At 70.1% G+C, this 22,867-nt stretch carries 21 protein-coding genes and 1 pseudogene; 16 read left to right on the top strand and 6 right to left on the bottom strand.

What is annotated here, in order from left to right; translation table 11 throughout:
* The first annotated feature begins 26 nt into the window (after positions 1 to 26).
* Positions 27 to 893, top strand: coding sequence for an EamA family transporter (locus HDA39_RS27830; RefSeq protein WP_184800062.1), 867 nt, complete (start codon positions 27 to 29; stop codon positions 891 to 893).
* Here HDA39_RS27830 and HDA39_RS27825 read toward each other — a convergent pair.
* Positions 890 to 1,588, bottom strand: coding sequence for a FadR/GntR family transcriptional regulator (locus tag HDA39_RS27825; RefSeq protein WP_184800060.1), 699 nt, complete (start codon positions 1,586 to 1,588; stop codon positions 890 to 892). The genes HDA39_RS27830 and HDA39_RS27825 overlap by 4 nt on opposite strands.
* A gap of 185 nt (positions 1,589 to 1,773) precedes the next feature.
* On the opposite strand from HDA39_RS27825, the gene HDA39_RS27820 reads away from it, so the two are divergent.
* From HDA39_RS27820 to HDA39_RS27795, 6 genes are all read left to right on the top strand, one after another.
* Positions 1,774 to 3,087, top strand: a complete 1,314-nt coding sequence (locus HDA39_RS27820; RefSeq protein WP_184800058.1) for an ABC transporter substrate-binding protein — start codon at positions 1,774 to 1,776, stop codon at positions 3,085 to 3,087.
* A 3-nt stretch (positions 3,088 to 3,090) separates the two neighbouring features.
* A complete protein-coding gene (locus HDA39_RS27815) occupies positions 3,091 to 4,071 on the top strand; it encodes a carbohydrate ABC transporter permease (RefSeq protein ID WP_184800056.1) in 981 nt (326 codons plus the stop codon).
* A complete protein-coding gene (locus tag HDA39_RS27810; protein ID WP_184800053.1) occupies positions 4,068 to 4,904 on the top strand; it encodes a carbohydrate ABC transporter permease in 837 nt (278 codons plus the stop codon). The genes HDA39_RS27815 and HDA39_RS27810 overlap by 4 nt, the downstream gene beginning before the upstream one ends.
* A gap of 36 nt (positions 4,905 to 4,940) precedes the next feature.
* On the top strand, positions 4,941 to 5,708 hold the full coding sequence (locus HDA39_RS27805; RefSeq protein ID WP_184800051.1) for an SDR family NAD(P)-dependent oxidoreductase: 768 nt from the start codon (positions 4,941 to 4,943) through the stop codon (positions 5,706 to 5,708).
* Positions 5,705 to 6,484: an endonuclease/exonuclease/phosphatase family protein gene (locus HDA39_RS27800; protein ID WP_184800049.1), complete on the top strand. Its 780-nt coding sequence runs from the start codon at positions 5,705 to 5,707 to the stop codon at positions 6,482 to 6,484. The genes HDA39_RS27805 and HDA39_RS27800 overlap by 4 nt, the downstream gene beginning before the upstream one ends.
* 90 nt (positions 6,485 to 6,574) lie before the next feature.
* Positions 6,575 to 7,369 (top strand): hypothetical protein, encoded by a 795-nt coding sequence (locus HDA39_RS27795; protein WP_184800047.1) that lies wholly within the window; start codon positions 6,575 to 6,577, stop codon positions 7,367 to 7,369.
* Positions 7,370 to 7,451: 82 nt separating this feature from the next.
* On the opposite strand, the gene HDA39_RS27790 is transcribed toward HDA39_RS27795, so the two are convergent.
* A complete protein-coding gene (locus tag HDA39_RS27790) occupies positions 7,452 to 8,312 on the bottom strand; it encodes an SDR family oxidoreductase (protein WP_184800045.1) in 861 nt (286 codons plus the stop codon).
* Between the two features lie 113 nt (positions 8,313 to 8,425).
* Between HDA39_RS27790 and HDA39_RS27785 the strand changes: the two genes are divergently transcribed.
* Both HDA39_RS27785 and HDA39_RS27780 read left to right on the top strand, forming a co-directional pair.
* Positions 8,426 to 8,794, top strand: coding sequence for a winged helix-turn-helix transcriptional regulator (locus HDA39_RS27785; RefSeq protein ID WP_184800043.1), 369 nt, complete (start codon positions 8,426 to 8,428; stop codon positions 8,792 to 8,794).
* A gap of 36 nt (positions 8,795 to 8,830) precedes the next feature.
* Positions 8,831 to 11,017 (top strand): annotated as a pseudogene (locus tag HDA39_RS27780) (helix-turn-helix domain-containing protein); the annotation flags it as partial.
* Between the two features lie 177 nt (positions 11,018 to 11,194).
* Here HDA39_RS27780 and HDA39_RS42570 read toward each other — a convergent pair.
* Positions 11,195 to 12,103 carry a LysR family transcriptional regulator gene (locus HDA39_RS42570; RefSeq protein ID WP_337925915.1) on the bottom strand — a complete coding sequence of 303 codons (909 nt, stop codon included), beginning with the start codon at positions 12,101 to 12,103 and terminating at the stop codon, positions 11,195 to 11,197.
* A gap of 268 nt (positions 12,104 to 12,371) precedes the next feature.
* Here HDA39_RS42570 and HDA39_RS27775 point away from each other — a divergent pair, with 268 nt between their 5' ends.
* Entirely contained in the window at positions 12,372 to 13,238 is an 867-nt protein-coding gene (locus HDA39_RS27775; RefSeq protein ID WP_184800039.1) for a LysR family transcriptional regulator, read from the top strand.
* On the opposite strand, the gene HDA39_RS27770 is transcribed toward HDA39_RS27775, so the two are convergent.
* From HDA39_RS27770 to HDA39_RS27760, 3 genes are read right to left on the bottom strand one after another with little or no spacing between them, the layout of a single operon-like run.
* Complete coding sequence (locus HDA39_RS27770; RefSeq protein WP_184800037.1) at positions 13,239 to 14,063, bottom strand: aldo/keto reductase; 825 nt, start codon at positions 14,061 to 14,063, stop codon at positions 13,239 to 13,241.
* A 59-nt stretch (positions 14,064 to 14,122) separates the two neighbouring features.
* Positions 14,123 to 15,211, bottom strand: a complete 1,089-nt coding sequence (locus tag HDA39_RS27765; protein ID WP_184800034.1) for a winged helix DNA-binding domain-containing protein — start codon at positions 15,209 to 15,211, stop codon at positions 14,123 to 14,125.
* Between the two features lie 54 nt (positions 15,212 to 15,265).
* Complete coding sequence (locus HDA39_RS27760; RefSeq protein WP_184800033.1) at positions 15,266 to 15,760, bottom strand: RDD family protein; 495 nt, start codon at positions 15,758 to 15,760, stop codon at positions 15,266 to 15,268.
* Between the two features lie 441 nt (positions 15,761 to 16,201).
* Here HDA39_RS27760 and HDA39_RS27755 point away from each other — a divergent pair, with 441 nt between their 5' ends.
* From HDA39_RS27755 to HDA39_RS27730, 6 genes are all read left to right on the top strand, one after another.
* Positions 16,202 to 17,191 (top strand): ABC transporter ATP-binding protein, encoded by a 990-nt coding sequence (locus HDA39_RS27755; protein WP_238356995.1) that lies wholly within the window; start codon positions 16,202 to 16,204, stop codon positions 17,189 to 17,191.
* Entirely contained in the window at positions 17,188 to 18,021 is an 834-nt protein-coding gene (locus HDA39_RS27750; protein ID WP_184800031.1) for an ABC-2 transporter permease, read from the top strand. The genes HDA39_RS27755 and HDA39_RS27750 overlap by 4 nt, the downstream gene beginning before the upstream one ends.
* A 103-nt stretch (positions 18,022 to 18,124) precedes the next feature.
* Positions 18,125 to 20,158: a YcaO-like family protein gene (locus tag HDA39_RS27745; protein WP_184800029.1), complete on the top strand. Its 2,034-nt coding sequence runs from the start codon at positions 18,125 to 18,127 to the stop codon at positions 20,156 to 20,158.
* Positions 20,155 to 20,340, top strand: coding sequence for a thiazolylpeptide-type bacteriocin (locus HDA39_RS27740; RefSeq protein ID WP_202893138.1), 186 nt, complete (start codon positions 20,155 to 20,157; stop codon positions 20,338 to 20,340). The genes HDA39_RS27745 and HDA39_RS27740 overlap by 4 nt, the downstream gene beginning before the upstream one ends.
* A 305-nt stretch (positions 20,341 to 20,645) precedes the next feature.
* A complete protein-coding gene (locus HDA39_RS27735; protein WP_184800027.1) occupies positions 20,646 to 20,831 on the top strand; it encodes a hypothetical protein in 186 nt (61 codons plus the stop codon).
* Between the two features lie 88 nt (positions 20,832 to 20,919).
* The gene (locus HDA39_RS27730; protein WP_184800025.1) at positions 20,920 to 22,863 is read left to right on the top strand and encodes a TOMM precursor leader peptide-binding protein; all 1,944 of its coding nucleotides are present in this window, start codon (positions 20,920 to 20,922) and stop codon (positions 22,861 to 22,863) included.
* Positions 22,864 to 22,867: the final 4 nt, after the last annotated feature.

Genomic DNA, 22,867 nt, shown 5'->3' with positions numbered 1-22,867 from the left:
CGAAGCCGGTGGGAGACTGTCAGGCGGTGAACTCAACAGCTCTGTCCCTGGTCCTCGGTGCCGCCGTCCTGCACGCCGCCTGGAACTTCGCGGCCAAGCGTGTACGACGTGGCGGCGCGGCGTTCGTCTGGTCCTACTACACGGCCGCCAGTATCCTCCTGCTCCCCGCCCTCGTGATCGCGCTGATCACCTCGGACGTGCACCCGCACTGGAACTGGCTCGTCGCGGCCCTGGTCACGGCCGTGCTGCACATCGGCTACGGCATCGTCCTGCAACGCGGGTACGACGTCGGCGACCTCTCCGTCGTCTACCCGGTCGCCCGAGGAACCGGCCCGCTGCTGTCGGTCGCCTTCGCCGTGCTCCTCCTTGGCGAGCGGCCCGGCGTGCTCGGCCTGATCGGCGCCGCGCTGATCATCGCCGGCGTGCTCGGCATCAGTGGTGGCCGTAGGCAACAATCGGCGCGTGGCGGGGTGAAGGCCGGCATCGTGTACGGCGTGGCAACCGGCGCGCTGATCGCGGCGTACACCCTGTGGGACGCGTTCTCCGTGACCGACCTGGCCGTGCCGCCGCTGATCTACTTCGGGGCCGCGTCGATCCTGCAGAGTCTGCTGCTCGCACCCCAGGTGCTGAGCAAGCCGGAGCCGCTCCGCCTGCTCTGGAAGGAGAACTGGCGCGAGATCCTCGCCGTCGGACTGCTGTCGCCGATCGCGTACCTGACGGTCCTGTACGCGATGCGCCTCGCGCCGGTCAGCCTGGTCGCGCCGGCGCGCGAGGTGAGCATCGTGCTCAGTGGTCTGGCCGCATGGCTGGTCCTGGGTGAAGCAGACGCACGACGCAGACTGATCGGCAGCGCCGTCGTACTGGCCGGCATCGTCGCGATCGCAATAGCCTAAGGCAGATCGACCTGCGGCACCGGCCGCAGCGCTCGCAGCCACAGCTCGGTCTGCGCGATGTGCGCCGACGCGGCGGTGGCCGCCGCGGCCGGATCGCGGTGGGCGATCGCGGCGAGGATCGCGCGGTGACCGAGATCGCTGGTCCGCTTGATCGCGTCGAAGTCCGCACCCGGTTCGAAGATCCGGTAGTGCCCGCCGCGCCCGCGGATCACACCGGTCAGCGCGGTCACGGTCGGATTGCCGCCGGCCTCGCAGATCGCGCCGTGGAACTCGGCGTCCAGCGACTGGATCTCGGCGGCGTCGGTGGTCTTCTCCAGCCGGTCGAGAATGTCCGCGAGTCTTGAAGCGAGCGCCGGGTCCTGCCGCGCGGCGGCGGCCGCGGTCGCGTGCGCCTCCAGGATCCGCCGGACCTCGAGCAGCTGCAGCACGCCTTCCAGCGGGATCAGCTCGACCGACAGCGAGAACCGGCTGATGATCTCGGCCGGGTCGAGCGCGGACACGTACGTCCCCGAGCCGTGCCGGGACTCGATCACGCCCAGCGCGGCCAGCGATCGGGTGGCCTCGCGCAACGAGCTGCGGGACACCCCGAGGTGGTCGCACAGTTCCGGCTCGGGCGGGAACTTCGCCCCCGGGCCGAGCTCGCCGGACGCGATCATCTGCCGCAGACCGGTCAGCGCGCGATCAGTCGCCGCCATCGCCGCCTCCTCCCCTTGCCGGCCGACGTACCGGCGTACTGATGTTAAGTCCTCAGACCACTTACGGTCACATCTTCGGCGAGTTCTTGTCCAGCCCGCGCGAACCCGGTTAATGTGCGGACAACGATTGACCGATTCGTCTGATGTCCCCTGCTCCTGGCCCACATCCCCTGAGGAGAAGCGCCATGCGTCACCGACAGATGCTCGCACCTCTGACCGCCGCGCTCGCCGCCGCCACGCTGGTCCTCAGCGCCTGCGGTCCCGGCCCGGCCGAGAAGGCCCAGAGCGGCGGTGAGGTCAAGCTCCAGATGGTCGAGAGCCTGACCAACCCGACCCGTACGGCGCTGCTGAAGAAGCTGATCGCCGACTTCGAGGCGGCCAACTCCGGCGTCAAGGTCCAGCTGATCTCGCCGCCGACCAACCAGGCCGACCAGAAGATCACGCAGATGCTGCAGTCCGGCAAGGGCGTCGACGTGCTCGAGGTCCGCGACACCACGGTCGGGCCGTTCTCGACCAACAAGTGGATCTACGACATGGCCCCGGACCTGAAGGACTGGGACGGCCTGCAGGCGCTGACGCCGAACGCGCTCGCCGTGACGCAGCAGGGCGGCAAGTCGTACATGGTCCCGTACGGCTTCTACGGCCTGTCGCTGTTCTACCGCAAGGACCTCGTCCAGCAGGCCGGGTTCGCCGGGCCGCCGAAGAGCTGGTCGGAGATGGTCGAGCAGGCCAAGAAGATCAACGACCCGACCAAGAACAAGTACGGCTACTCGTTCCGCGGCGGGCTCGGTGGCGCCGGCAACGCGATCGCGGTGATCTCCGGCTACGTGATCGACGACATCAACAAGGACAACGCGTTCAAGCTGACCAGCGGCAAGACGATCTTCTCGTCGCCGAAGGCGGTCGACGCGCTGAACCTGTACGTCGACCTGTTCAAGAACGCGTCCCCGCCGTCCTCGGTCAGCTGGGGCTACCCGGAGATGGTGCAGGGCTTCACCTCCGGTACGACGGGCTTCCTGCTCCAGGACCCCGAGGTGATCGCCACGGTCCGCGAGTCCAAGACGATCAAGGAGGACCAGTGGGGCACCGCGCCGCTGCCGGTCGGCCCGACCGGTAAGGCCGCGCAGCCGCTGGCCAACGCCGGCTGGGGTGTCGCGCAGGGCAGCGAGCACAAGGCCGAGGCGGTCAAGCTGGTCAAGTTCCTCACCTCGGGCGACCCCGCGCTGACGTTCTCCAAGGAGAACAGCCTGGTCCCGATCCTCAAGTCGGCCGCCGACGACCCGTTCTTCAAGGACGGCCCGTGGGCGTCGTACGTCGCGATGAACTCCTCGCCGGAGACCTACGTCGTCGTCACCCAGCCGCGCGGCGTGCCGTGGTCGACCGAGTGGGGCAACAAGGCCGACGCCGACGTGCAGAAGCTGATCACCGGGAAGGCCCAGCCGGCCGAGATCCTGCAGGACTGGGACGCGTACTGGACCAAGAAGTGGGCCGGGAACTGATTCATGGCCGTGACTGACACCCGGCCGGCCGCGAGCTCCCGCCGTACGGCGGGCTCGCGGCCCCCGGCCGGAGGACGGCGGCGCTTCAGCGGCCGGACCGCGCTGGTGCTGCTCGCCTTCATGCTGCCCGCGATCGTGTTCGTCGGGCTGTTCACCTACTACCCGTTGCTGAACGGCATCTCGATGGCCTTCCGCAACTACAACCTGAACGACCTGTCCGACACCTCCTGGGTCGGGCTGAAGAACTTCCGCACGCTGGTCGGCGACGAGATGTTCCGCGGCACCGTGCGCAACTCGATCGTCTGGGTGGTCGGGTCGCTGGTGCCGCAGTTCCTGATCGGGTTCACGATGGCGCTCTGGCTGCGGCGGAAGTTCCGCTTCCGCGGTGCGTACCAGGCGCTGGTGTTCTTCCCGTGGGCGGTGTCGGGCTTCCTGATCGGGATCCTGTTCCGCTGGATGTTCAACGGCGAGTTCGGCGTGGTCAACGACCTGCTGATGAAGACGCACCTGATCGACACGCCCGTGCCCTGGCTGGCCGACGCGAAGTACGCGATGGTCGCGGTGATCGCCGCGAACGTCTGGTACGGCGTGACGTTCTTCGCGATCATGATCCTGGCCGCGCTGCAGTCGGTGCCGGACGAGCTGTACGAGGCGTCCGCGATCGACGGCGCCGGCAAGGTCCGGACGCTGTTCAGCATCACGATCCCGTCGATCCGGACCACGCTCGCGCTGACCGTGCTGCTGCGGGTGATCTGGACGTTCAACTCGCCCGAGCTGATCTTCGGCATGACCGGTGGCGGACCCGCGAACGAGACGCACATCGTCACGTCGTACATGATCCAGGTGACCCAGGAGGGCGACTACGGCCGGGCCTCCGCGATGGGCGTGATGGTGGTGTTCGTGCTGCTGCTGTTCGCGATCTTCTACCTGCTCTCGGTCCGCACCCGGACCCCGCGCACCCGACGGAAGGTGGTGGCCGGATGATTCTCGACCAGACCCTGGCCGGCAAGGTCGCGAAGTTCACCGGGCTCGGGATCTGCCTGCTGATCACGGTGTTCCCGCTGTACTGGATCCTGGTCACGTCGTTCAAGGACCCCGGGTCGATCTTCGCCTACCCGCTGAAGTACTGGCCGACGGACTTCTCGCTGGACAACTACACCGGGCTGTTCGAGCAGTCGAACTTCGGGGTGTTCATCGGCAACAGCCTGATCGTGTCGCTGGTCGCGGCCGCGCTGGCGACCGTGGTGTCGCTGCTGGCGGCGTACGTGCTGGCGCGGTTCGAGTTCGTCTCCAAGGGTGCCGTGATGGGCGCCTTCCTGGTCACCCAGATGATCCCCGGCTTCATCGCGCTGGGGTCGCTCTACATCCTGATGACCAGGCTGTACCTGGTCGACAGCCGCGCGGGCCTCGTGCTCGTGTACGTCGCGGTCTCGATCCCGCTCTGCACGGTGATGCTCCGGGGCTTCTTCGAGAACGTGCCGGCCTCGTTGGAAGAGGCCGCGATGGTCGACGGCTGCTCGCGGCTGTCCGCGCTCTTCCGGGTGCTGGTCCCGGTGATGACGCCCGGCATCGCCGCGTCGTTCATCTTCAACTTCGTGAACTGCTGGAACGAGCTGTTCCTGTCGGTCACGCTGCTCAACAGCGACAGCAACAAGACCGTCCCGGCCGCGCTGAACGGCTTCATCTCCAGCTACAACATCGACTGGGGCTCGATGTCGGCCGCCGCCGTCCTCTCGATCATCCCCACCATGATCCTGTTCGCCGTGGCCAGCCGTTACATCGTCCAAGGCCTCACCGCGGGAGCCGTCAAGGAGTGACAGACTGGGGGCATTCACCGACGGAGGGATAGTGGCGTGGCGACTGCGCTGGTGACCGGGCCCACGGCGGGGATCGGGCGGGCCTTTGCGGACAAGCTGGCTCGGGAGGGGTACGACCTGGTGCTGGTGGCTCGGGACGAGAGCCGGCTGAAGGAGGTCGCGACCGAGATCAGCCGGCTGCACGGGGTGGCGTGCGAGGTGCTGGCGGCCGACCTCACGGACCCGGCCGAGCTGGCGGTGGTCGAACGGCGGTTCGCGGACGGGCCGATCGAGGTGCTGGTGAACAACGCCGGGTTCGGGCAGAAGAAGCCGTTCTGGGCGAACCCGGTCGAACAGGAGGAGAAGCAGCTCGACCTGCTGGTGCGCGTCGTCCTGCGGCTGACGCACGCCGCGGTGCTGCCGATGATCGAGCGGGGATCCGGCGCGGTGGTGAACGTGTCGTCGGTGGCCGGGTTCGTGCCGCGCGGGACGTACAGCGCGCACAAGTCCTGGGTGACGAACTTCTCCGCCGGGCTCGCGATCGAGCTGCACGCCAAGGGGGTCGCGGTGATGGCGCTCGCGCCGGGGTTCGTGCACACCGAGTTCCACGAGCGGATGGGGATGGACAAGACCGTCGTCCCGTCGTTCCTCTGGCTGGACGCGACCGACCTGGTCGACGAGGCCTGGAAGGACCTGATGCGGGGCAAGGCGATCTCGATCCCGACCTGGCGCTACAAGCTGATCTCTGCCGGCGCGCGCTACGTGCCGCGGAGCCTGATCGCACGCTTCTCCACTCTCGGCCTGGACGGACGCCGCCGCGGTTGAAGGTCCTGACCTGGAACCTGTGGTGGCGCTTCGGGCCCTGGGAGGACCGCGCGGCGGCGATCCTCGCCGTCCTGAGGGAGGCCGACGCCGACCTGATCGGGCTGCAGGAGGTCTGGGCGACGGACGACGAGAACCAGGCGGGACTGATCGCGGCCGAGCTGGGAATGCACTGGGCGTTCGCGCCGCTGAGCAGGCCCGAGCTGTGGCAACGACGTGGCGGCGACCCATCGGTTGCCGTGGGCAACGCTCTGCTGAGCCGGCAGCCCCTGGTGGAGCCCGCGGTGCTGGAGCTGCCGGGGACCGAGGGGCGCAACGCGCTCTTCGCGCTGACCGGCGGGATCCCCTTCTTCACCACGCATCTGGAGGCTCCGCTGCACGCCTCGGCCGTGCGCTGCGCCCAGGTCCGCGCGCTCGCGGCGTTCGTTGCCGAGCGCCCGCATCAGCACCCGCCGGTGGTGACCGGCGACTTCAACGCCGTACCGGACTCCGACGAGCTCCGCCTGTTCAGCGGCGTACGGACGGCGCCCGCCGTACCGGGGCTGACGCTGATCGACGCGTGGGAGTACGCCGACGAGGCCGGGCCGACCTGGGACGCCGCCAACCCGTACGTCGCGAAGACGTTCACCCCGAGCGCTCGGGTCGACTACATCCACCTCGGTCCGCCGAAGGCCGACGGGCTCGGGCGCGTGACCGGCGTACGGCGTACTGGCACCGCACCCGTCGACGGCGTCTGGCCGTCGGACCACGCGGCCGTGCTCGCGGTGATCGGGAACTGAGACACGAAACCGGCGCAATATCCGGGGTGAACCAAACCGTGCTCGCTAGCGTCCATCTGGTCGAGGAGTGACGAGCAGAAGGTTGACGAGATGTCCGTACGGGGATGGAAGTACGCGGCCGGACTGGCCGTGCTGCCGTTGGCGCTGGTCGCGTGCGGCAGCGACACGCCGGGAACGGACGGTTCCGGGGGACCGGCCGTTTCGATCGACACGCCGGCGCCGAGCCTGACGCCGACCCAGACACCGTCCGCGACGCCCTCGGCGACCCCGGCGGTGACGCCTACCACGACCCCCACCGGCGGACCCACGCCGACCAAGACTCCGGGAAAACCAGTGGAGACACCGACACCGCTCAAGCCGATCCGCCTGACCAACTCCATGCTGCTGACCGGCGGCGAGGTCGCCAAGGGCGACCCCAAGCGCGGCTGGGCCGCGACCGCCGGCAGCGCCAGTACGCCGATCTGTGGCCGCGGATCGACCCGCGGCGACGGCGTGCTCGGCGCGCTCAGCCGCAACTACACCAACGGGCTCGACGCGTCCGGCGGCCAGTGGCTGACGCGGTACAAGGACGCGGCGTCGGCCAAGGCGGCGTACGAGGAGATCCTGAAGACGATCGCGTCCTGCAAGTCGGCCCGGCCGGCTCCGACGCACGCGCGCAAGATCACCGAGGACCGCGCGGTCGCGGTCGGCGACGCGACCCGGATCGTCCGCTGGTACGACTACCCGCTGCCGTCGGACCAGGGCAGCGAGGACGGTGGCTTCCCGTACGCCGTGACGCGCAAGGGCGCGATCGTGTCGGTGGTCGCGTTCCGCGAGATGGGCAAGGGCATCAAGCCCGCCAACTTCGAGGCGATCGCGCGCTCGGCGGCGGCCCACCTGGCCTGAGACCTGGGGGAAGGGGGATCCGCGGGCGCCGGTCCGCGGATCCCCCTTTGGTGTACCGGTGTCCTTGGCGTCGACGGTCGTGTCAGCTCAGGGCGGCGCGGATCGAGTCCGCGAGCGGCGTGGTCGGGCGACCGATCAGGCGGGACAGGTCGCCCGGCGTACCGGCCAGTGCTCCGCGCGAGATCGCGTCGTCGACGTCCGCGAGCACGTGCGCAAAGCCCTCGGGGACGCCGACCTTGACCAGGAGCGCCAGGTTGTCGTCGTGGCTGAGCGCGGTGTGCACGACCGGCTTCCCGGCCTGCCCGGCGATCTCGGCGGCGAACTCGTCGAACGTCCACGCGACGTCCCCGCCCAGTTCGTAAGCCTGGTTGAGATGCCCGTCGGTCCGCAGTACGACGGCCGCCGCCTCCGCGTAGTCCTCGCGGGTCGCCGTCGCCATCCGGCTGCCCGGCGCGACGCCGTTGACGACCGCACCCCGCTCGACGACACCGGCCAGATCGCTGGTCAGCATCTCGACATACCAGTTGTTGCGGAGGAACGTGTACGGCAGGCCCGAGTCGAGGATCGCCTGCTCGGACGCGCGGTGGTCCGCGGCGAGCAGGAAGTCCGCCTTCGGCCCGCCGAAGATCCCCGTGTACGCGAGCTGCGCGACGCCCGCGGCCTTGGCGGCGTCGATCACCGCCTGGTGCTGCGGGATCCGCCGGCCCGGCTCGCTGCCCGAGATCAGCAGCACCCGGTCGCCGGCAGCGAAGACGTCGGCGTACGTCTGCGGCTCGTCGTAGTCCGCGATCACGACCTGAACACCCCGCTCGGCCAGGCCGGCCGCCTTCTCCTTGCTCCGGGCAACGGCCTTGATCTCCCCGGCCGGCACCCCGGCCGCCAGCAGGTCCTGAATGACCAGCCGCCCCAGCGCTCCGGTCGACCCCGTCACAACGATGCTCATCTGTTCGCTTCCTCCGGTTTGAGTGCCTGTACCACTCACCGTAATCGGGGTACTAACTTTACGAAAGTACCCACTTTGAAGTAAGGTACTGGTCTTCGAGTAAGGAGACTTCCATGACCGCCGCCTGGCCCGATGTGTACCGCGCCGACTGCCCGTCCCGCGTCATCCTGGAACACGTCACCAGCCGCTGGGGCGTCCTGGTCCTGATCGCCCTCCTCGACCGCTCGTACCGCTTCAGCGAACTCCGCCGCCACATCGGCGGCGTCAGCGAAAAAATGCTCGCCCAAACCCTGCAAGCCCTGGAACGCGACGGCTTCGTCCACCGCGCCGCCCAACCGGTGATCCCGCCACGCGTCGACTACTCGCTCACGCCGCTGGGCGTGGAGGCGGCCACGCATGTCCGCAGCATCACGGAGTGGGTCGAGTCAAAGGTCCCGGATGTCCAGGACGCGAGGCTCCAGTACGACGCAGTCCGCACCTGACTGGCGCCTCGGCTCGACCCGGCCCAAGATGACCGGGTGACCAGCGGCCCGCCCTTCGCCCAGCTACTCCGCGAGTTCCGCACGACCACCGGCCTGACCCAGGAGCGGCTGGCAGAGCTCGCTGGGCTCAGCGCGGTGGCGATCGGCGCCCTTGAAGGCGGGCGACGGACGGCGCCGAGGATCAGCACCGTGGGACAGCTGGCAGATGCTCTGCGGCTGAGCCGCGACGATCGTCAGCGATTGGCAACGGCGGCCCGGCGGCCCAACAAGCCCCGGGAACGTGCGTTCGGCATACCCCGTCAGCTTCCGCCGGCGGTCGCCGACTTCACCGGTCGCGCGGACGAGCTCCGGCGTCTCGTCGAGCTGCTGCGTTCTCCGCACGCCGCCGCTCCGGGGATCGTGATCTCGTCCATCGGTGGCATGGCGGGTGTCGGCAAGACGACGCTCGCCGTGCAGGCCTCACGCCGTGCTGTCGACCAGTTCCCGGACGGGCAGCTGTACCTCAATCTCCGGGGGAGCGGCGAGAAACCGCTCACACCCACGGACGCTCTGACAGCGTTGATGCTGAGCCTCGGTTTGCCTGCGACGGGGATCCCGGACAATGGTCACGCGACGGCTGCTCGCTATCGCACCGCGCTGGCCGGACGGCGGATCCTGCTGATGCTGGACGACGTCGCGAGCGTCGACCAGGTCGCCCTGCTGATGCCCGGTACGCCGGGAGCGGTGGTCGTGATGACGAGTCGACACCCGCTGACGTCCTTGCCCGGGGTGCGGCATCTCGCGCTGGAGGTCATGACCGAAGCCGAGGCCCTCCAACTGCTGACCGAAGTCGTTGGCCAGCCACTGGAGGGTGCGGAACGCGAGACGGGGCTCGACATCGTCCGTCGGTGTGGGCTGCTACCACTGGCGATCCGCATCGCGGGTGGCCGGGCGCGGACCACCGGCCTGGACGATGTCGCGGTCAGCTTGGCGAAGCACCGCGGGCGGCTGCAACTCCTGACCGGTCCGGCCGCGGAGGTCGGCCAGAGCATCGCGCTGTCGCTCGACCACCTGCGGTACGCCGGTGATCCCATCGGGTCCGCGGCCGCGGAGGCGTTTCCCGTCCTCGCCCTGCTGGACGGCGACCGGTTCCCCTTGCGCGCCGCGGCCGCTGTGATCGATCGGTCTCTCGACGACACCGAGGACCTGCTGGAGCGCTTGGTCGACGTCCACCTGCTGGAGACACCGGCGCTCCACCAGTACTGGATGCACGACCTGGTCCGCGAGACCGGACGGATGCTCGCGGCAACCACTTTGCCCGGGTCGACGGTCGCGGACGCCCGCTCCCGCGAACTGACCTGCTACGTCTCGACGCTGTGGCGCTGGGAGGAGCTACGGGGCCGCGAAGAGGTGTACGGCTCGAGAACGGGCATCCCCTGGTCGCTGGGCGCCGAGGATCTGGACGATCTCGAGCTGGCCGAGGACTGGCTGGGGTCCGAGCTGCCGAACGTCGTACGACTGGCGCGAACCGCCGCGCCGGGCGAGGCCGGCGAACGACTTGCGGTGGTGCGCTTGGCGTTGGGGATGCTGCCGCTCTCGATCGCGTTAATGAGGTTCGCCGAGGCGAGGGCAACGGTGGCCGCTGCTCTCGAGCACTCGGACGGCCTGCCGGAGGAACTGGAGTTCGGCCTGTTCTACGCGGCGGGAGCGCTGGCCTCCGCCGCCGGACTGTACGAGGAGTCCGGCCGATGGCTGCGGCAGGCGCTGGTGAACGCGCGTCGACGGGAGTCGGCTGCCGATGTCGCGGCCTGCCTGATCGACATCGGCTACGGGCTGGGACGTCTTGGACGACCGGCCGAGGGGATGCCGCTGTGCGAGGAGGGCCTCGCGGCCGTGGTGGAGTCCCAGCTGGCGAAGTTCGAGGTCGGCGCCAACGTTGCCGTCGGCTCGCTGGCGGGGTTGGCCGGTGACCTGGAGCGGCAGTGGACGGCGTTCGACCGTGCGCTGACGCTGATGTCCGAACTATCTGCTCCCGCCCCGGCCGTCATCCACAAGAGCATGATCGGCCACTCGTACCGAGACAGCGGTCGCTACGACGCTTCAGCGGCCATCCTGCGCGACAACCTGCGCGCCGTCCGGGAGCTCGGCAAGCAGGTCCTGGAAGCCGATGTTCTGATCGAGCTCGGCACCACCCTGCTGGCCTCGGGAGATCTCGCCGAGGCCGAGCGAACCCTTCGTACCGGTCTGGAGCTCGCAGCCCGCTTCCCGGAGGAGAACCGTGAGGCGGCACTCCTCCAACCTCTCGGTCAGGTCCTCGCGGCGCAGGGCAGTCCGACCGAAGCAACGGCCCACTGGCACCGAGCCATCACGCTCTACGAGCGCCAGGTCGACCCACGCGCCGACGTCGTACGGAAGCTGCTCTCAGAACTCCAGTTGGGCCGCCGTTTCGGCGAGGGTTTTGAGGGTGGCGGTGATCAAAGGGTGGTCGGCTCGCGCCCGCCGGGTGGCGATCAGGACTCGGCGGGTGGGAGTCGGGGGCTGCAAGGGCCGGATCACCGCGGGCGTAGTCGGCGGGAGCGTCAGGCGGGGGACCAGGGAGACCCCGGCGTTGGCGGCGCAGAGGGCGGCTACTGAGCGGAAGTCGTCGGAGGTGTGGACGATGCGGGGCTGGAAGCCGGCTTGTTCGCAGGCGAGGAGGACTACGTCGCGGATGGGGTTGCCGACCGAGGTCATGACCCAGTCGTCGGTGGCGAGGGCGGTGAGGTCGACCGTGGGGGAAGCGGCGGCGGGGTGGGTCGGGGGGAGGACGGCGACGAAGGGCTCGGCGTACAGAGGGGTGAGGGTGAGGCGGTCGTCGTCGGTGGGGCGGGGGGAGCCTCGGTGTTCGACGGTGACGGCTAGGTCGACCTCGCCGTCGAGGAGTTGGGTGAGGGCCTGGTGGCCTTCGGCGTCCTGGACGACGAGGCGGAGGCCGGGGGTGGTGTCGCGGAGGCGGGCCAGTGACGGCGCGACCAGGAGGCTGATCGCGGTGGCGAAGGAGGCGATGCGGAGTTCGCCGTTGGTGCCGTCGGCGTACAGGCGCATCGCGTCCTCGGCGCGTTCGACCTCGGTGAGGATCGTGTCGGCGTGGGTGAGCAGCAGGCGGCCGGCCGAGGTGATCGCGACGCGGCGGCCGCGGCGTTCCAGCAGTTCCTGGCCGACCTCGGACTCGAGGGCGGCCAGCTGCTGGGAGACGGCGGACGGCGTGAGGTGCAGGACCTCGGCGGCGGCCGTCACGGTGCCGTGGTCAGCAAGGGCCCGCAGTACTCGCAACCTGCGCACTTCGATCACGGCGATCAGCTTCGCACACGACCCGCGGCGGGCGTCGCGCCCAGCGGCGCAGGGCGCGCAGCGGATGGCGGCGCGGGACCTCGAGCTCCGGTACGACGGGCGCGTTGGGCAGTGCGGAGTTGGCTTCGCGGCGGACCTTCTCGATCACGGTGACGGGGTAGATGTACACGGTGCTTCCTTTCGTCTCTTCGACGGTAGGTTCGCGCGTGTTCATACGTCCAATGAAAGTTCTGGCGTTACTTCATGCGTCTGATGCATGATCTAGTGCATGGAACTCCGCCAGTTGCAGTCGTTCGTCGTGGTCGCCGAGGAGCTCAACGTCGGCCGCGCGGCGGTCCGGCTGCACCTGACCCAGCCGTCGCTCAGCCGCCAGATCGCTGCCCTGGAAAGGGATCTCGGCGTCGAGCTGTTCGCCCGGGTGAAGAAGCGGTTCGTGCTGACCGCGGCCGGGGCCGCGTTCCTCGACGACGCGCGGGACCTGCTGCGGCGCGCGGACGACGCCGTCCGGACCGCGCAACGTACGCAGCGCGGTGAGGTCGGGAAGCTGCGCTTGCGGTTCGTGCAGTCGGCGACGTTCGAGGCGTTGCCGCGGCTGCTCGGGGCGTTCCGTACGGCGTACCCGGACGTCGTACTCGACCTGGAGACGATGACGACGATCCGGCAGACCGAGGCGTTGCGCGACGGCCGGATCGACGTCGGCCTGCTGCGGTTCCCGGCCGGCGAGCCGGGGCTGCGGTCGAAGGTCGTGTCCGAGGACCCGCTGGTCGCCGCGCTGCCGGCCAAGCACCCGTTGGCGAAGCGGCGCCGGATCGCGCTGAAGGACCTGGCCGCGGACGACTTCATCCTCTACACGAGGGCGACCGGGCCGTCCGTGCACGACGTCATCGTCGGCTACTGCCAGGCCGCCGGATTCACGCCGCGGATCAGTCAGCAGGGCGCCGACGTCCAGACGATCGTGTCGCTGGTCGCCGCCGGGCTCGGGGTGTCGTTGCTGATCGCACCGACCCCACCGATCGACCCGGCGGCCGTGGTCTACCGCGAGCTGTCCGACGACCTGCCGCCGTGGCGGCTCTCGGTCGCCTGGTCGCCGGCCAACGAGTCGCCCGTACTACGGCAGTTCCTGCGGCTCAGCTGATCAGCCGAGGGTGTCCGGGTCGCCACCGGTGCGCTGACCGGTCTCCAGGTCGGCGATCGCGGCCATGTCCTGGTTGTCCAGGGTGAAGTCGAAGACGTCGATGTTCTCCGCGATCCGGGTCGGGGTCTTCGACTTCGGGATCACCACGTTGCCGAGCTGCAGGTGCCAGCGGATCATCACCTGGGCCGGCGACTTGCCGTGCTTGCCGCCGAGCTCCTTCAGCACCGGGTGACCGATCAGCTCGCCGGAGGCCAGCGGGCTCCACGACTCGGTGACGATGTCGTTCTCGGCGTGGAACGCGCGCAGCTCGTCCTGCGGCAGCGCCGGGTGCAGCTCGATCTGGTTCACCGTCGGGCGGACGTCGGTCTCGTCGAACAGCCGCTGCAGGGCGGGGAGGTGGAAGTTGGAGACGCCGATCGCGCGGATGCGCTTGTCGGCGTACAGCTTCTCCATCGCCTTCCAGGTGTCGACGTACTTGTCCTGCTTCAGGCACTGCCAGTGGATCAGGTACAGGTCGACGGTCTCCAGGCCGAGGTTGGCGACGCTCTGGTCGAAGGCCCGCAGGGTCGAGTCGTAGCCCTGGTCGTGGTTCTGCACCTTGGTGGTGACGAAGAACTCGTCGCGGGGCAGGCCGGAGGCCGCGATCGCGCGACCGACGCCCTGCTCGTTGCCGTACGCCGCGGCCGTGTCGATGTGCCGGTAACCGGCTTCGACGGCGGCCTCGACGACACCGGTGACGATTCCGTCGTCGACCTGCCACACGCCCAGGCCCAGTTGAGGGATCTCGACGCCGTTGTCCAGAGTGATCGTGGGGACTGTGCTCATCTGCCTATTTCACTGGGCGGAGGGTCTCCAGCCCAGTCATCCGACGTGTGACAACAACCTCATCGACCGGCCGTAACCACGCCGTAGGTCTTCGCATCGGGCTCGAGAAACCGTAGTAACGCCTCGCCTTCACGCTCCAGCGCGGTCTTCACGCGCTTGGTCACGGGCTCGAACGGGGTCAGCGTGAGAGTCGCCACAGCGCGCTTCTTCTCGGCCGTCCACAGCCCGGCGACCTGCCCGTCGACGAGGTACGTCGCCTTCACCCGCAGGTTTTTCGTGAACACCGCCGGGCGATAGGCGTCGGCTATCACCCGTTCGCGCTTGGCGTGCGCGAGCAGCAGGTTGTCGAACTCGGGCAGGAACCGCACCGGGGCCGGGGTTTCCGGATCGGGCCGGGGAGCTGTTGGTACGTCGTACAGCGTGCGGCCGTCCTCGTCCTCGAAGCGTTCCAGCTCGGCGTCCTCGAGGAGCGCCTTGGCCGACGGCAGGCCCGACCAGGTCTGGAAGTCCGCGGGCGTGGCCGGGCCGAAGGCGTCCAGATATCGGATGACCAGTTCGTCCGGTACGGCGCCGAGGAACGGCTTGCGGCCGATCCACTGCTCGGCCGGGGTGAACCGCGCGTTCGCCGGCCAGCCCCAGCGGGTGTCGGTCGGGTACATCACCAGCGGCACCATCATCCGCGTGCAGAACCCGAGGGCGCGGTCGTTCACCGCCGGGAACTGCTCCTGCAGCGCGTCCCGCACCTGCGTGAACGTGAGCGGTTCCTTCGTCAGCAGCTTCCGTGCGGCCGCGACGACCTTGTCCGGCTCCAGCCCTTCGCCGCGCTCCTTCAGCATCTTCAGCCCGGCCTCGAGCACCGGCGCCAGCGTCGTCCGGAACCGCAGGTAGTCTTCGGCCGTCACCAGGTGCAGCGTCCCGCGGAACAGCGTCGCCCGCACGACCTCCCGCGCCTCGACCGCCGCCGTCAGCTCCGCGTCGGCGAACCCGTCGAGCCGCGTCCACAACCCGACGTACGGATGCTTCGGCTCCTGCCCCTGCATCCCCGCCAGCCGCCGTACGGCCTCAGCCGGCCCGACCTCGGCCCGCTCGAGCAACAGCTGCCGGCTCAACGTCGCCCGATTGATCGCCTTCGCACTCAGCACCACCATGAAAACATCCTGCCGGACCCCACCGACACATGGTCTGATGAGCCGCGGACGGGGTCAGCGTTCGTGGACCTGGGTGTTGGCGAGGCGGTCGGCGTACGTCGGGCGGTTGCGGAGGATGGCGGCGGCTTGGGCGCCGAGGGCCAGGTAGGCGCCGGCGGCGAGGACTGAGCCTCGGCGGGTGTGGCCGGAGCGGAAGTCCCAGACTGCTTGGTGGCCCAGTTCCCACGGGATCGCGGTCTTGAGGGCGGACCGGACGAGCGCCTGCTGGAAGGTCGGGGTGGAGCCGGACGTGGCGTCCTCGACGGTCAGGCCGAGGGCTCGTTTTCCTGGGGTGCCGCCGGTCGCGTCGGCGACGGCCAGGGCGCAGGACAATGGGACGGTGACGCCGGCCGCGACCATCAGGCGGAGGGTGGCCGGGTCGGGGTCACGGCGCTCGCCGGCGGGTTGGCGGGAGCGGCGCAGCAGGGTCACGGCGGCCAGTACGCCGAGCGCGCCGGCCACGGCGGAGTAGTCGATCACGGTGGCCAGACCTCGGCGGGCGATGAGCATGCCGGTCATCGTAGCGGCGGGAAATCGCCGATGCTGAGAGAACACTGAGGAAGTATCAGACTTTCCCCCCGGTTTCAGTGCTGCTCGAAAAGCTGGCGGAAAAAAATCTGCCGTGCATTCCCTGAAATGAGCGTTTGAAAACACGGGTGACTCCAGAGTAGCTGACCCAAAGTAGTGATGAAGGAAGTCTCACTATTTGGTTGCCGAGGGTCGGTGCCCGGCCTGAAAACGCCTGTTTTCCAGGGGTTTCCCGACCGTCGAGCGACCTGACCAGCGAGCGTTTCCATCGCGGATAGTCATCAACTTTTAGCGCTTAAATTTCATCTGTCAGATGGTTCCCGAGGCCTGGGTTCGCTGTTAGCGTCTGCCTCCATCGAAGCCGAGGTTCCGGCTTGATCGTTGCCTTTTGAATCGGATTCCTGGGGAGGAAGCGGCGTGGGAATGCAGATGGCGCAGGTGAAGCCCGAACCACCCGCGCCCCGGTCCGGGGCGGTCGTCCGGGTGTCCGGGGTGAGCAAGTCCTTCGGCCCCGTCGAGGCCTTGCGCGGGGTCGACCTGGAGGTCGTCCCGGGCCAGGTGTACGGCGTACTCGGGCCGAACGGCGCCGGCAAGTCCACCCTGCTGCGGATCCTGCTCGGCCTGGTCCGGCCCGACGCCGGCGAGGTGCGGGTGCTCGATGCGAGGCCGGGCAGCCCGGAGGCCTTACGCCGTACCGGTGCGCTGATCGAGACACCCGCCTTCGTCCCACACCTGTCCGGCCGGACGAACCTCGAGGTCCTGGCACGAGCCGCCGGCTTGCCGCGCGCCGAGGTCGACCGGGTGCTCGACGTCGTCGGCCTGCGCGACCGCGGCGGCGACCGGTTCGCCGGCTACTCGCTCGGGATGGGCCAGCGGCTCGGTGTCGCGGCCGCCCTGCTCGGCAGCCCGCCGCTGCTCATCCTCGACGAGCCGACCAACGGCCTCGACCCCGAAGGCGTCGCCGGGATGCGCACGCTGATCCGCGATCTGGGGGCCGCCGGGAGCACGGTGCTGCTGTCGTCCCACCTGCTCGGCGAGGTGCAGCAGATCTGCGACCGGGTGGTGGTGATCGACCGCGGGCTGGTGATCGCCGACGACACCGTCACCGCGATCCGCAACCGCCCGGGCGGCGGTGCCCTGGAGCTCTGGGCGGCACCGTCGGCGCAGGCGCGGTCGGTGCTGGCTCAGTACGCCGGGACGGAGCCGGTCGAGGTCGGCGAGCCGGACGAGCGCCACTGGCGGGTCGCTCCGGCGCCCGACGACATCCCCGGTCTGGTCCGGGCCCTCGTCACGGCCGGCGTCGACATCCACGAGCTGCGCCGTGAGAAGCAAAGCCTGGAGGGCGTCTTCTTCGCCCTGACCGAGCACGACGACACCAACGACGGCACCGGCGGACTGGGGGTGACGGCATGATCGACGCGGTCTCGTCCGAGCTGCTGCTGATGCGCAAACGCCTGGCCCCGGTGGTGATCGGCGCGGCCTGGGTGCTGATGGTGATCGGCTTCGCCTTCGCGATCCCGTACATCGTCTACAGCGTGCTCGACCCCGCCGACCCCAGCCGGAACGGGCTGCTCGAGATCCTGCTGCCCGCGGAGGTCGGCGCCACCTCGCTGAGCAGCTACCCGCTCTTCGGCGGCGCGATCATGCTGATCCTCGGCGTCCTGGTGACCGGCTCGGAGTACCGCTGGAGCACCTGGACCGCCCGGCTCACGCAAGGCCCCAGCCGGACCCAGGTCGTGCTCGCCAAGCTCGTCGTCGGAGTCCTCGCGGCCACCGCGATCGCGCTGGCGGCCTCGCTCGCGTCGGTCGTCGCCGCGGCCGTGATCGCGGCGGTCGAGTCCCAGCCGGCCAACTGGCCGGGTGTCACCACCTTGCTCGCGTCAGTCGGCGCGGCCGCGCTGATCTCCGCCGCGTGGATGAGTGTCGGCGCAGCGCTCGGCGTGCTGTTCCGCGGAACGAGCGTGGCACTCGCGGTCGGCCTGCTCTGGACCCTCGGCCTGGAGAACGCCGTGTCCGGCCTGGCCACCATCCTCCCCGCGCTCGAACCGGTGCGCACCGTCCTGCTCGGCTCCGCGAGCGGTTCGGTCGTCGCCGGTCTGGGCGCTCCGACCCAAGGCGACGGCGGTACGCCGGGCGTCGTCGACTACCTGTCCCCACCGGTCGCCGTCGTCGTACTGCTCGCCTACCTCGCCCTCAGTACGACGCTCGCCGTGTTCCTGATCCGCCGCCGCGACGTCACCTGACGCCGCACCGCCCACCCCCCGCCCCCACCACAGCTCTCACCCCACATCGGCTCCCGCCGATCCCGCCCCCAGCTCTGCTTCCGCCTTCCCGAGGAGCTTCGCGATGTCTCAGCCCGACCAGCTCGCCCGCCCGCGGCTCCGCCAGGACGTCGCCTTCCTGCAGACCCTGGAAGGGGTCTACGTCCGCGGCCACGACGGCGCGTTCGTGATCCGTGGCGCCGGGGCCTACCAGTACCTGTCGGCGCTGCTGCCCCACCTGGACGGCGGCAGCACGATGGCCGAGATCGTGGCCGGGCTGCCCGACGCGCACGCGTCGGCGGTCCGCAACCTGCTCGGCACGCTGGCCCGGCGGGGTGTGGTGCTGGACGGTCCCGACCCGCGCTCGGCGCTCGACCCCGAGACCAGGACCAAGTACGCCGGCCAACTGGCGCTGCTCGACCACTACGGCGACGACGGCACCGGCTTCGCCCGTGCGGCCCAGGCCCGGGTCCTCGTCGTCGGCGCCGACCAGCAGGCCACCGCCACCCTGGCCGCCGCCCTGACGGCGAACGGCGTCGGCAGTACGGGATCGGTGCGCCAGGCAACAACCGTCGACCCTGCCGAGCTGCTCGCAACGACCGCCGGCCCGGCCCTGGACCTCATCTGTCTGGTAACGCTCGACGGCCCCGACCCCGCGCTGTTCGAGTTGGCCGACGCCGCCCGCGCCGCCGGGGTGAAGTTCGTACCGCTGCTCCGGGTCGGCGACCGGTTCGTCTGCGGTCCCCTGCAGGCGGATGGGGCGTCGGTGCGGTCGGCGCTGCTGCGGATGAGCGACAACGCCGTTCCCGGGGTCGAGGCGATCTGGCAGGCGGCGGTCGCCGGGCGGTCCGCCGTACCGGCGTTGTCCGCCTTGCCCGGTACGGCGACCTCGCTGGCGGTGAACCTGGCCGGCTTCGAGCTGTTCAAGGTGCTGACCGGCCGGATCGACGGCGATCTCGACGGCCGGGTGATCGTGATCGACCCGCTCCGGCTGACGGCCCGGACCGAGCCGCTGGTCGCTCACCCGGCGGTCCCCGCGGACGCCGTACGGCATCCGGCCGGTGAGGGTGGGGAGGTCCGGTCCGAGGTCGAGGCCGCGTACCGCCTGTACGACTCGGTGGTCGCGGACCACGTCGGCATCTTCCGGCGATTCGACGACGACGCGATGCCGCAGATCCCGGTCAAGACGGCGGTCCTGCTCGCGCCGCGGCCCGTGGTCCGGTTCGGGGTCGAGACCGTCCTGGAGGCCCGGCTCGCTGCGCTCGAGGAGGCCGCGGCCGAGTACGCCGTGGCGGCCGCGCGCCGGACCGGCTCGTTGCCTGAAGCAACCACCGCCGCGGAGACGATCGCCTCGGACCGGCTCGAGGGCCGCCTCGGTTCCGGCCCGGTCCGGTCGCGACTGGTCGCCGCGGCGGACTACGCGACCGGCCGGCCGCTCGCCGTCGAGCAGGCCGCGGTCCTGGCCGGTCCCGCTGATCGCAACGCCGCCGAGTTCGAGCCGGCCACCACCGGCGTACGGGCTGCTCCGACGCTTGCCGAGGCGCGGCGGCGAGGGCTGTTCGAGATCGCGGCCATCGCCGCGACGGCATCGGTCGTCCGGGCCGAGGTCGGCCTGCAGGAGGTCGGCGACGAGCTGCTCGCCGAGGTACTGGCCGCCGCCGAGGAAGGCCCGCGGCTGACCATGCTGCTGCGTGAGCTGACCGACGAAGGCTGCCAGGTCCGGCTCTTCCACGCCGACGCCGCGCTACCGGTCGCCGTGGCCGTCGTCCGCGAAGGCGGCCGCGACCTCCGGACCGCCCGGGCCGCCGCCTCCTGGCCGCTCGCCCTCGAAGAGCTGCTGCTGGAGCTGGTCGGCCGGCGGCAGATCGCCGGTACGCCGTACGCCGACCTCCGGCCGGCCCTCGTCGACGACCTGGACGCGGCGCTGCTCGGCGGCGCGGCCGCCGGCGCCGGCCAACTGACCCGGTCCGTCGACGAGGAGACCGTGCTCGCCGTACTGGCCGAACGGGGGTACGCCGTGGCGGTCGCCGAGCTGACTCCGCCCGACCTCGCCGGTGTCACCGCGGTGGCCCGGTGCCTGCTGTTCCGTTCGTCCACCGATCTGGAGGAGTCCCGATGATCGACCTCACCACCGAGCTGCTCGGCCTGGAGACCGCGACCTTCGAAGTCGAGGAGATCGCCGACGTCGGCCAGGACAACGCCGGCTGGTGCAGTTCCAGCACCAGTACGTCGAGCTGCTCGTCCTGCAGCACGTCGAGCTGCTGCGGCTGTTCCAGCTGCAGCTGCAGCAGCACCAGCTGACCGTGGTCGGCTGCCCTGGATTCCGCCACCGGCCACGGTGGCGGTCCGCCCGGAACGGAGAGGGGGTGACCACATGGTTCTCAGCGAAGAACTGCTCACGCTCGAGACGGCGACCTTCGAGATCGAGGACATCGTCGATGTCGGGCAGGACGCGGCCGGTTGGTGCAGTTCGAGCTGTTCGTGCTCCAGCTGTTCCAGCTGCAGCACGTCCAGCTGCTGCTCGACCAGCACCAGCACCGGGTGCGGCGGCTGAGGCCGGCGCTTTCACCCTGATCCATCCAGCGACACCGTGAGAGGAGGAAGACATGACGAACCAGACCCTGAGCGTTGAGCTGCTCGACCTCGAGGCAGTGACCTTCGAAGTGGAGGAAGTCGCCGACTCGGCGATGGACATGGCTGCCAGCAGCTCGTCCTGCAGCTGCTCCAGCTGCTGCTCCTGCAGCACGTCCAGCACCTCGTCGTGCAGCACGAGCACGTCCAGCTGCGGCTGAGCAACACCGCCACGCTGAGGCTGCGGACCAAGGGCCCTGGTCCGCAGTACCTCGTCTCCCCGTCCGACTCCCGAGAAAGCCGCCGCCCGTGACCACGTTGACCGAACACCAGCCGGCCGACCCCGCGCCGGCCGACCCGGACGCCGTCCTGCTGACTCTGGGCCGGGACCTCGCCGGCCTGATCAGCCCGCGCACCGCGCAGTACAGCGGCGCGCTCGACCTCGCCGTACTCGGCCTGCCCGGCCGGGACCTGCGGCTGCTCCACCAGGTCGGTCCGTCGTCGACGGCCCGCCTCAGCCTTCGCCTGTACGCCGGAACGGTCGTGGTCGCGTCGACCCCCGCCGGCGACGGCCCCTGCCCGCACTGCCTCGACCGTCGCTGGCTGGCGTGCCGCCCGACCGTCGAGCGCCGCGTCCTGGAGGACCCGCGCGGCCTGCTCGGGCCGCGCGAGCTCGACGCACCCACGCCGTACGTCGTGGCGGTCGCGGCCGCCCTGCTCGACGAAGCCGCCGGTCAGGTGCCGCCGGGACCGGACCATGTGGTCTGGGAGATCAACGGTCTCACCGGCCACGTCGAGCGGTACGGACTGATCAAGGACTCCTCCTGCGAGCGCTGCTCGGTCCCCGCCGAGGACACCGCTCGCGCGGCGCGGATCCGGATCGTCCCCACACCGAACGCGGCCCCGGGCAGCACCCGGGCCAGGCCGCCCGAGTCCCTGCAGCTCCCGATGGACGCGCTGGCCAACCCGGTCTGCGGTGTCCTCGGAGCCCCGGCGTTCCGCGCCTACCACGCCACGGCGACCGCTCCGGTCAGTGGGCACTTCGAGGTGCGGAGCAAGTACGGCCTGCACGAGATGTGGTGGAGCGGCCACGCGGAGAGCTACCAGCGCAGCGAGCTGCTCGGCGCTCTGGAAGGACTCGAGCGTCACGCCGGCCAGCTGCCCCGCCGGAACCAGATCGCGCGCCGCGCGGCGGTCACCGAGCTCGACGTCCCGTACGTCGAGTTGGAGCAGTGCGGTCTCTACACCCCGGAGTTCTACCGGGGGCACTTCGAGCAGTACGTGCCCTGGTCCGAGAACCCTTCTGTGCCGTGGGTCTGGGGCTGGTCGGTCCGCGACGACCGGGCGCTGCTGGTCCCCGAGCAGATCGTCTACTACCTCGACCACCGCGCCGACCACCGCAACACCGTGCAGGAGTGCTCCAACGGCTGCGCTTCCGGCAGCTCGGTGACGGAGGCGGTGCTGCACGGCCTGCTGGAGCTGATCGAGCGGGACGCATTCCTGATCGCCTGGTACAGCGGGCTCACCCCGCGCGAGATCGACCTGGACACGGTCGACGAACCGCTGGTCCGGCAGATGCGTTCGCACGTCGACCTGCTCGGCTACGACCTGCGGTGCTTCGACATCCGGATCGACCTGCCGGTCCCGGCTGTCGGGGCGGTCGCCGTACGGCGTGACGGCGGTCCGGGCACGCTCTGCTTCGGTGGCGGCGCCTCACTCGACCCGGCCGACGCCGTCCGGGCCGCGGTCTGCGAGGTCGCCTCCTACGTGACCGGCTTCGAGGAGCGGGTCGCGGCCCGCTCGGAGGAGGTCGAGGCGATGGTCACCGACTACGCCAACGTCACCGAGCTGGCGCACCACGCGTTGCTGTTCGGACTGCCCGAGATGGCGCCGTACGCCGAGCACTGGTTGCGCCAGTCGACGCGGACCCCGCTGGACGAGGTGTACGCCGACTGGACCCTGAACCGGCCGCCGCTGACCGACCTGGCCGAGCCGGTCCGCGAGATCGTCGGCCTGCTGGCGGCGCAGGGCATGGACACCGTGGTGGTCGACCAGACGACCCCGGAGCAGGCCGGGCTCGGCATCAACACGGTCGCCACGATCGTGCCCGGGCTGATCCCGATCGACTTCGGCTGGCACCGGCAGCGGGTGCTGACGATGCCCCGGATGCTCTGGGCGCCGTACCAGGCCGGCCTGACCGAGCAGCCGCTGCAGGTGGAGCAGCTGCACCTCGTCCCGCATCCCTTCCCGTAGGAGT

Origin of the sequence: Kribbella italica (genome assembly GCF_014205135.1) — a bacterium.
Taxonomy (GTDB): domain Bacteria; phylum Actinomycetota; class Actinomycetes; order Propionibacteriales; family Kribbellaceae; genus Kribbella; species Kribbella italica.
This window is presented reverse-complemented; position numbering and strand designations above follow the sequence as displayed.

Excerpts from the sequence above, each read along its gene's own strand:
- HDA39_RS27760 (WP_184800033.1), bottom strand. The coding sequence starts at position 15,760 with ATGCTCATCGCCCGCCGAGGTCTGGCCACCGTGATCGACTACTCCGCC.
- HDA39_RS27790 (WP_184800045.1), bottom strand. The coding sequence starts at position 8,312 with ATGAGCATCGTTGTGACGGGGTCGACCGGAGCGCTGGGGCGGCTGGTC.
- HDA39_RS27765 (WP_184800034.1), bottom strand. The coding sequence starts at position 15,211 with ATGGTGGTGCTGAGTGCGAAGGCGATCAATCGGGCGACGTTGAGCCGG.
- HDA39_RS27785 (WP_184800043.1), top strand. The coding sequence starts at position 8,426 with ATGACCGCCGCCTGGCCCGATGTGTACCGCGCCGACTGCCCGTCCCGC.
- HDA39_RS27825 (WP_184800060.1), bottom strand. The coding sequence starts at position 1,588 with ATGGCGGCGACTGATCGCGCGCTGACCGGTCTGCGGCAGATGATCGCG.
- HDA39_RS27755 (WP_238356995.1), top strand. The coding sequence starts at position 16,202 with ATGCAGATGGCGCAGGTGAAGCCCGAACCACCCGCGCCCCGGTCCGGG.
- HDA39_RS27740 (WP_202893138.1), top strand. The coding sequence starts at position 20,155 with ATGATCGACCTCACCACCGAGCTGCTCGGCCTGGAGACCGCGACCTTC.
- HDA39_RS27735 (WP_184800027.1), top strand. The coding sequence starts at position 20,646 with ATGACGAACCAGACCCTGAGCGTTGAGCTGCTCGACCTCGAGGCAGTG.
- HDA39_RS27750 (WP_184800031.1), top strand. The coding sequence starts at position 17,188 with ATGATCGACGCGGTCTCGTCCGAGCTGCTGCTGATGCGCAAACGCCTG.
- HDA39_RS27770 (WP_184800037.1), bottom strand. The coding sequence starts at position 14,063 with ATGAGCACAGTCCCCACGATCACTCTGGACAACGGCGTCGAGATCCCT.
- HDA39_RS27820 (WP_184800058.1), top strand. The coding sequence starts at position 1,774 with ATGCGTCACCGACAGATGCTCGCACCTCTGACCGCCGCGCTCGCCGCC.
- HDA39_RS27745 (WP_184800029.1), top strand. The coding sequence starts at position 18,125 with ATGTCTCAGCCCGACCAGCTCGCCCGCCCGCGGCTCCGCCAGGACGTC.
- HDA39_RS27775 (WP_184800039.1), top strand. The coding sequence starts at position 12,372 with ATGGAACTCCGCCAGTTGCAGTCGTTCGTCGTGGTCGCCGAGGAGCTC.
- HDA39_RS27810 (WP_184800053.1), top strand. The coding sequence starts at position 4,068 with ATGATTCTCGACCAGACCCTGGCCGGCAAGGTCGCGAAGTTCACCGGG.
- HDA39_RS27815 (WP_184800056.1), top strand. The coding sequence starts at position 3,091 with ATGGCCGTGACTGACACCCGGCCGGCCGCGAGCTCCCGCCGTACGGCG.
- HDA39_RS27795 (WP_184800047.1), top strand. The coding sequence starts at position 6,575 with ATGTCCGTACGGGGATGGAAGTACGCGGCCGGACTGGCCGTGCTGCCG.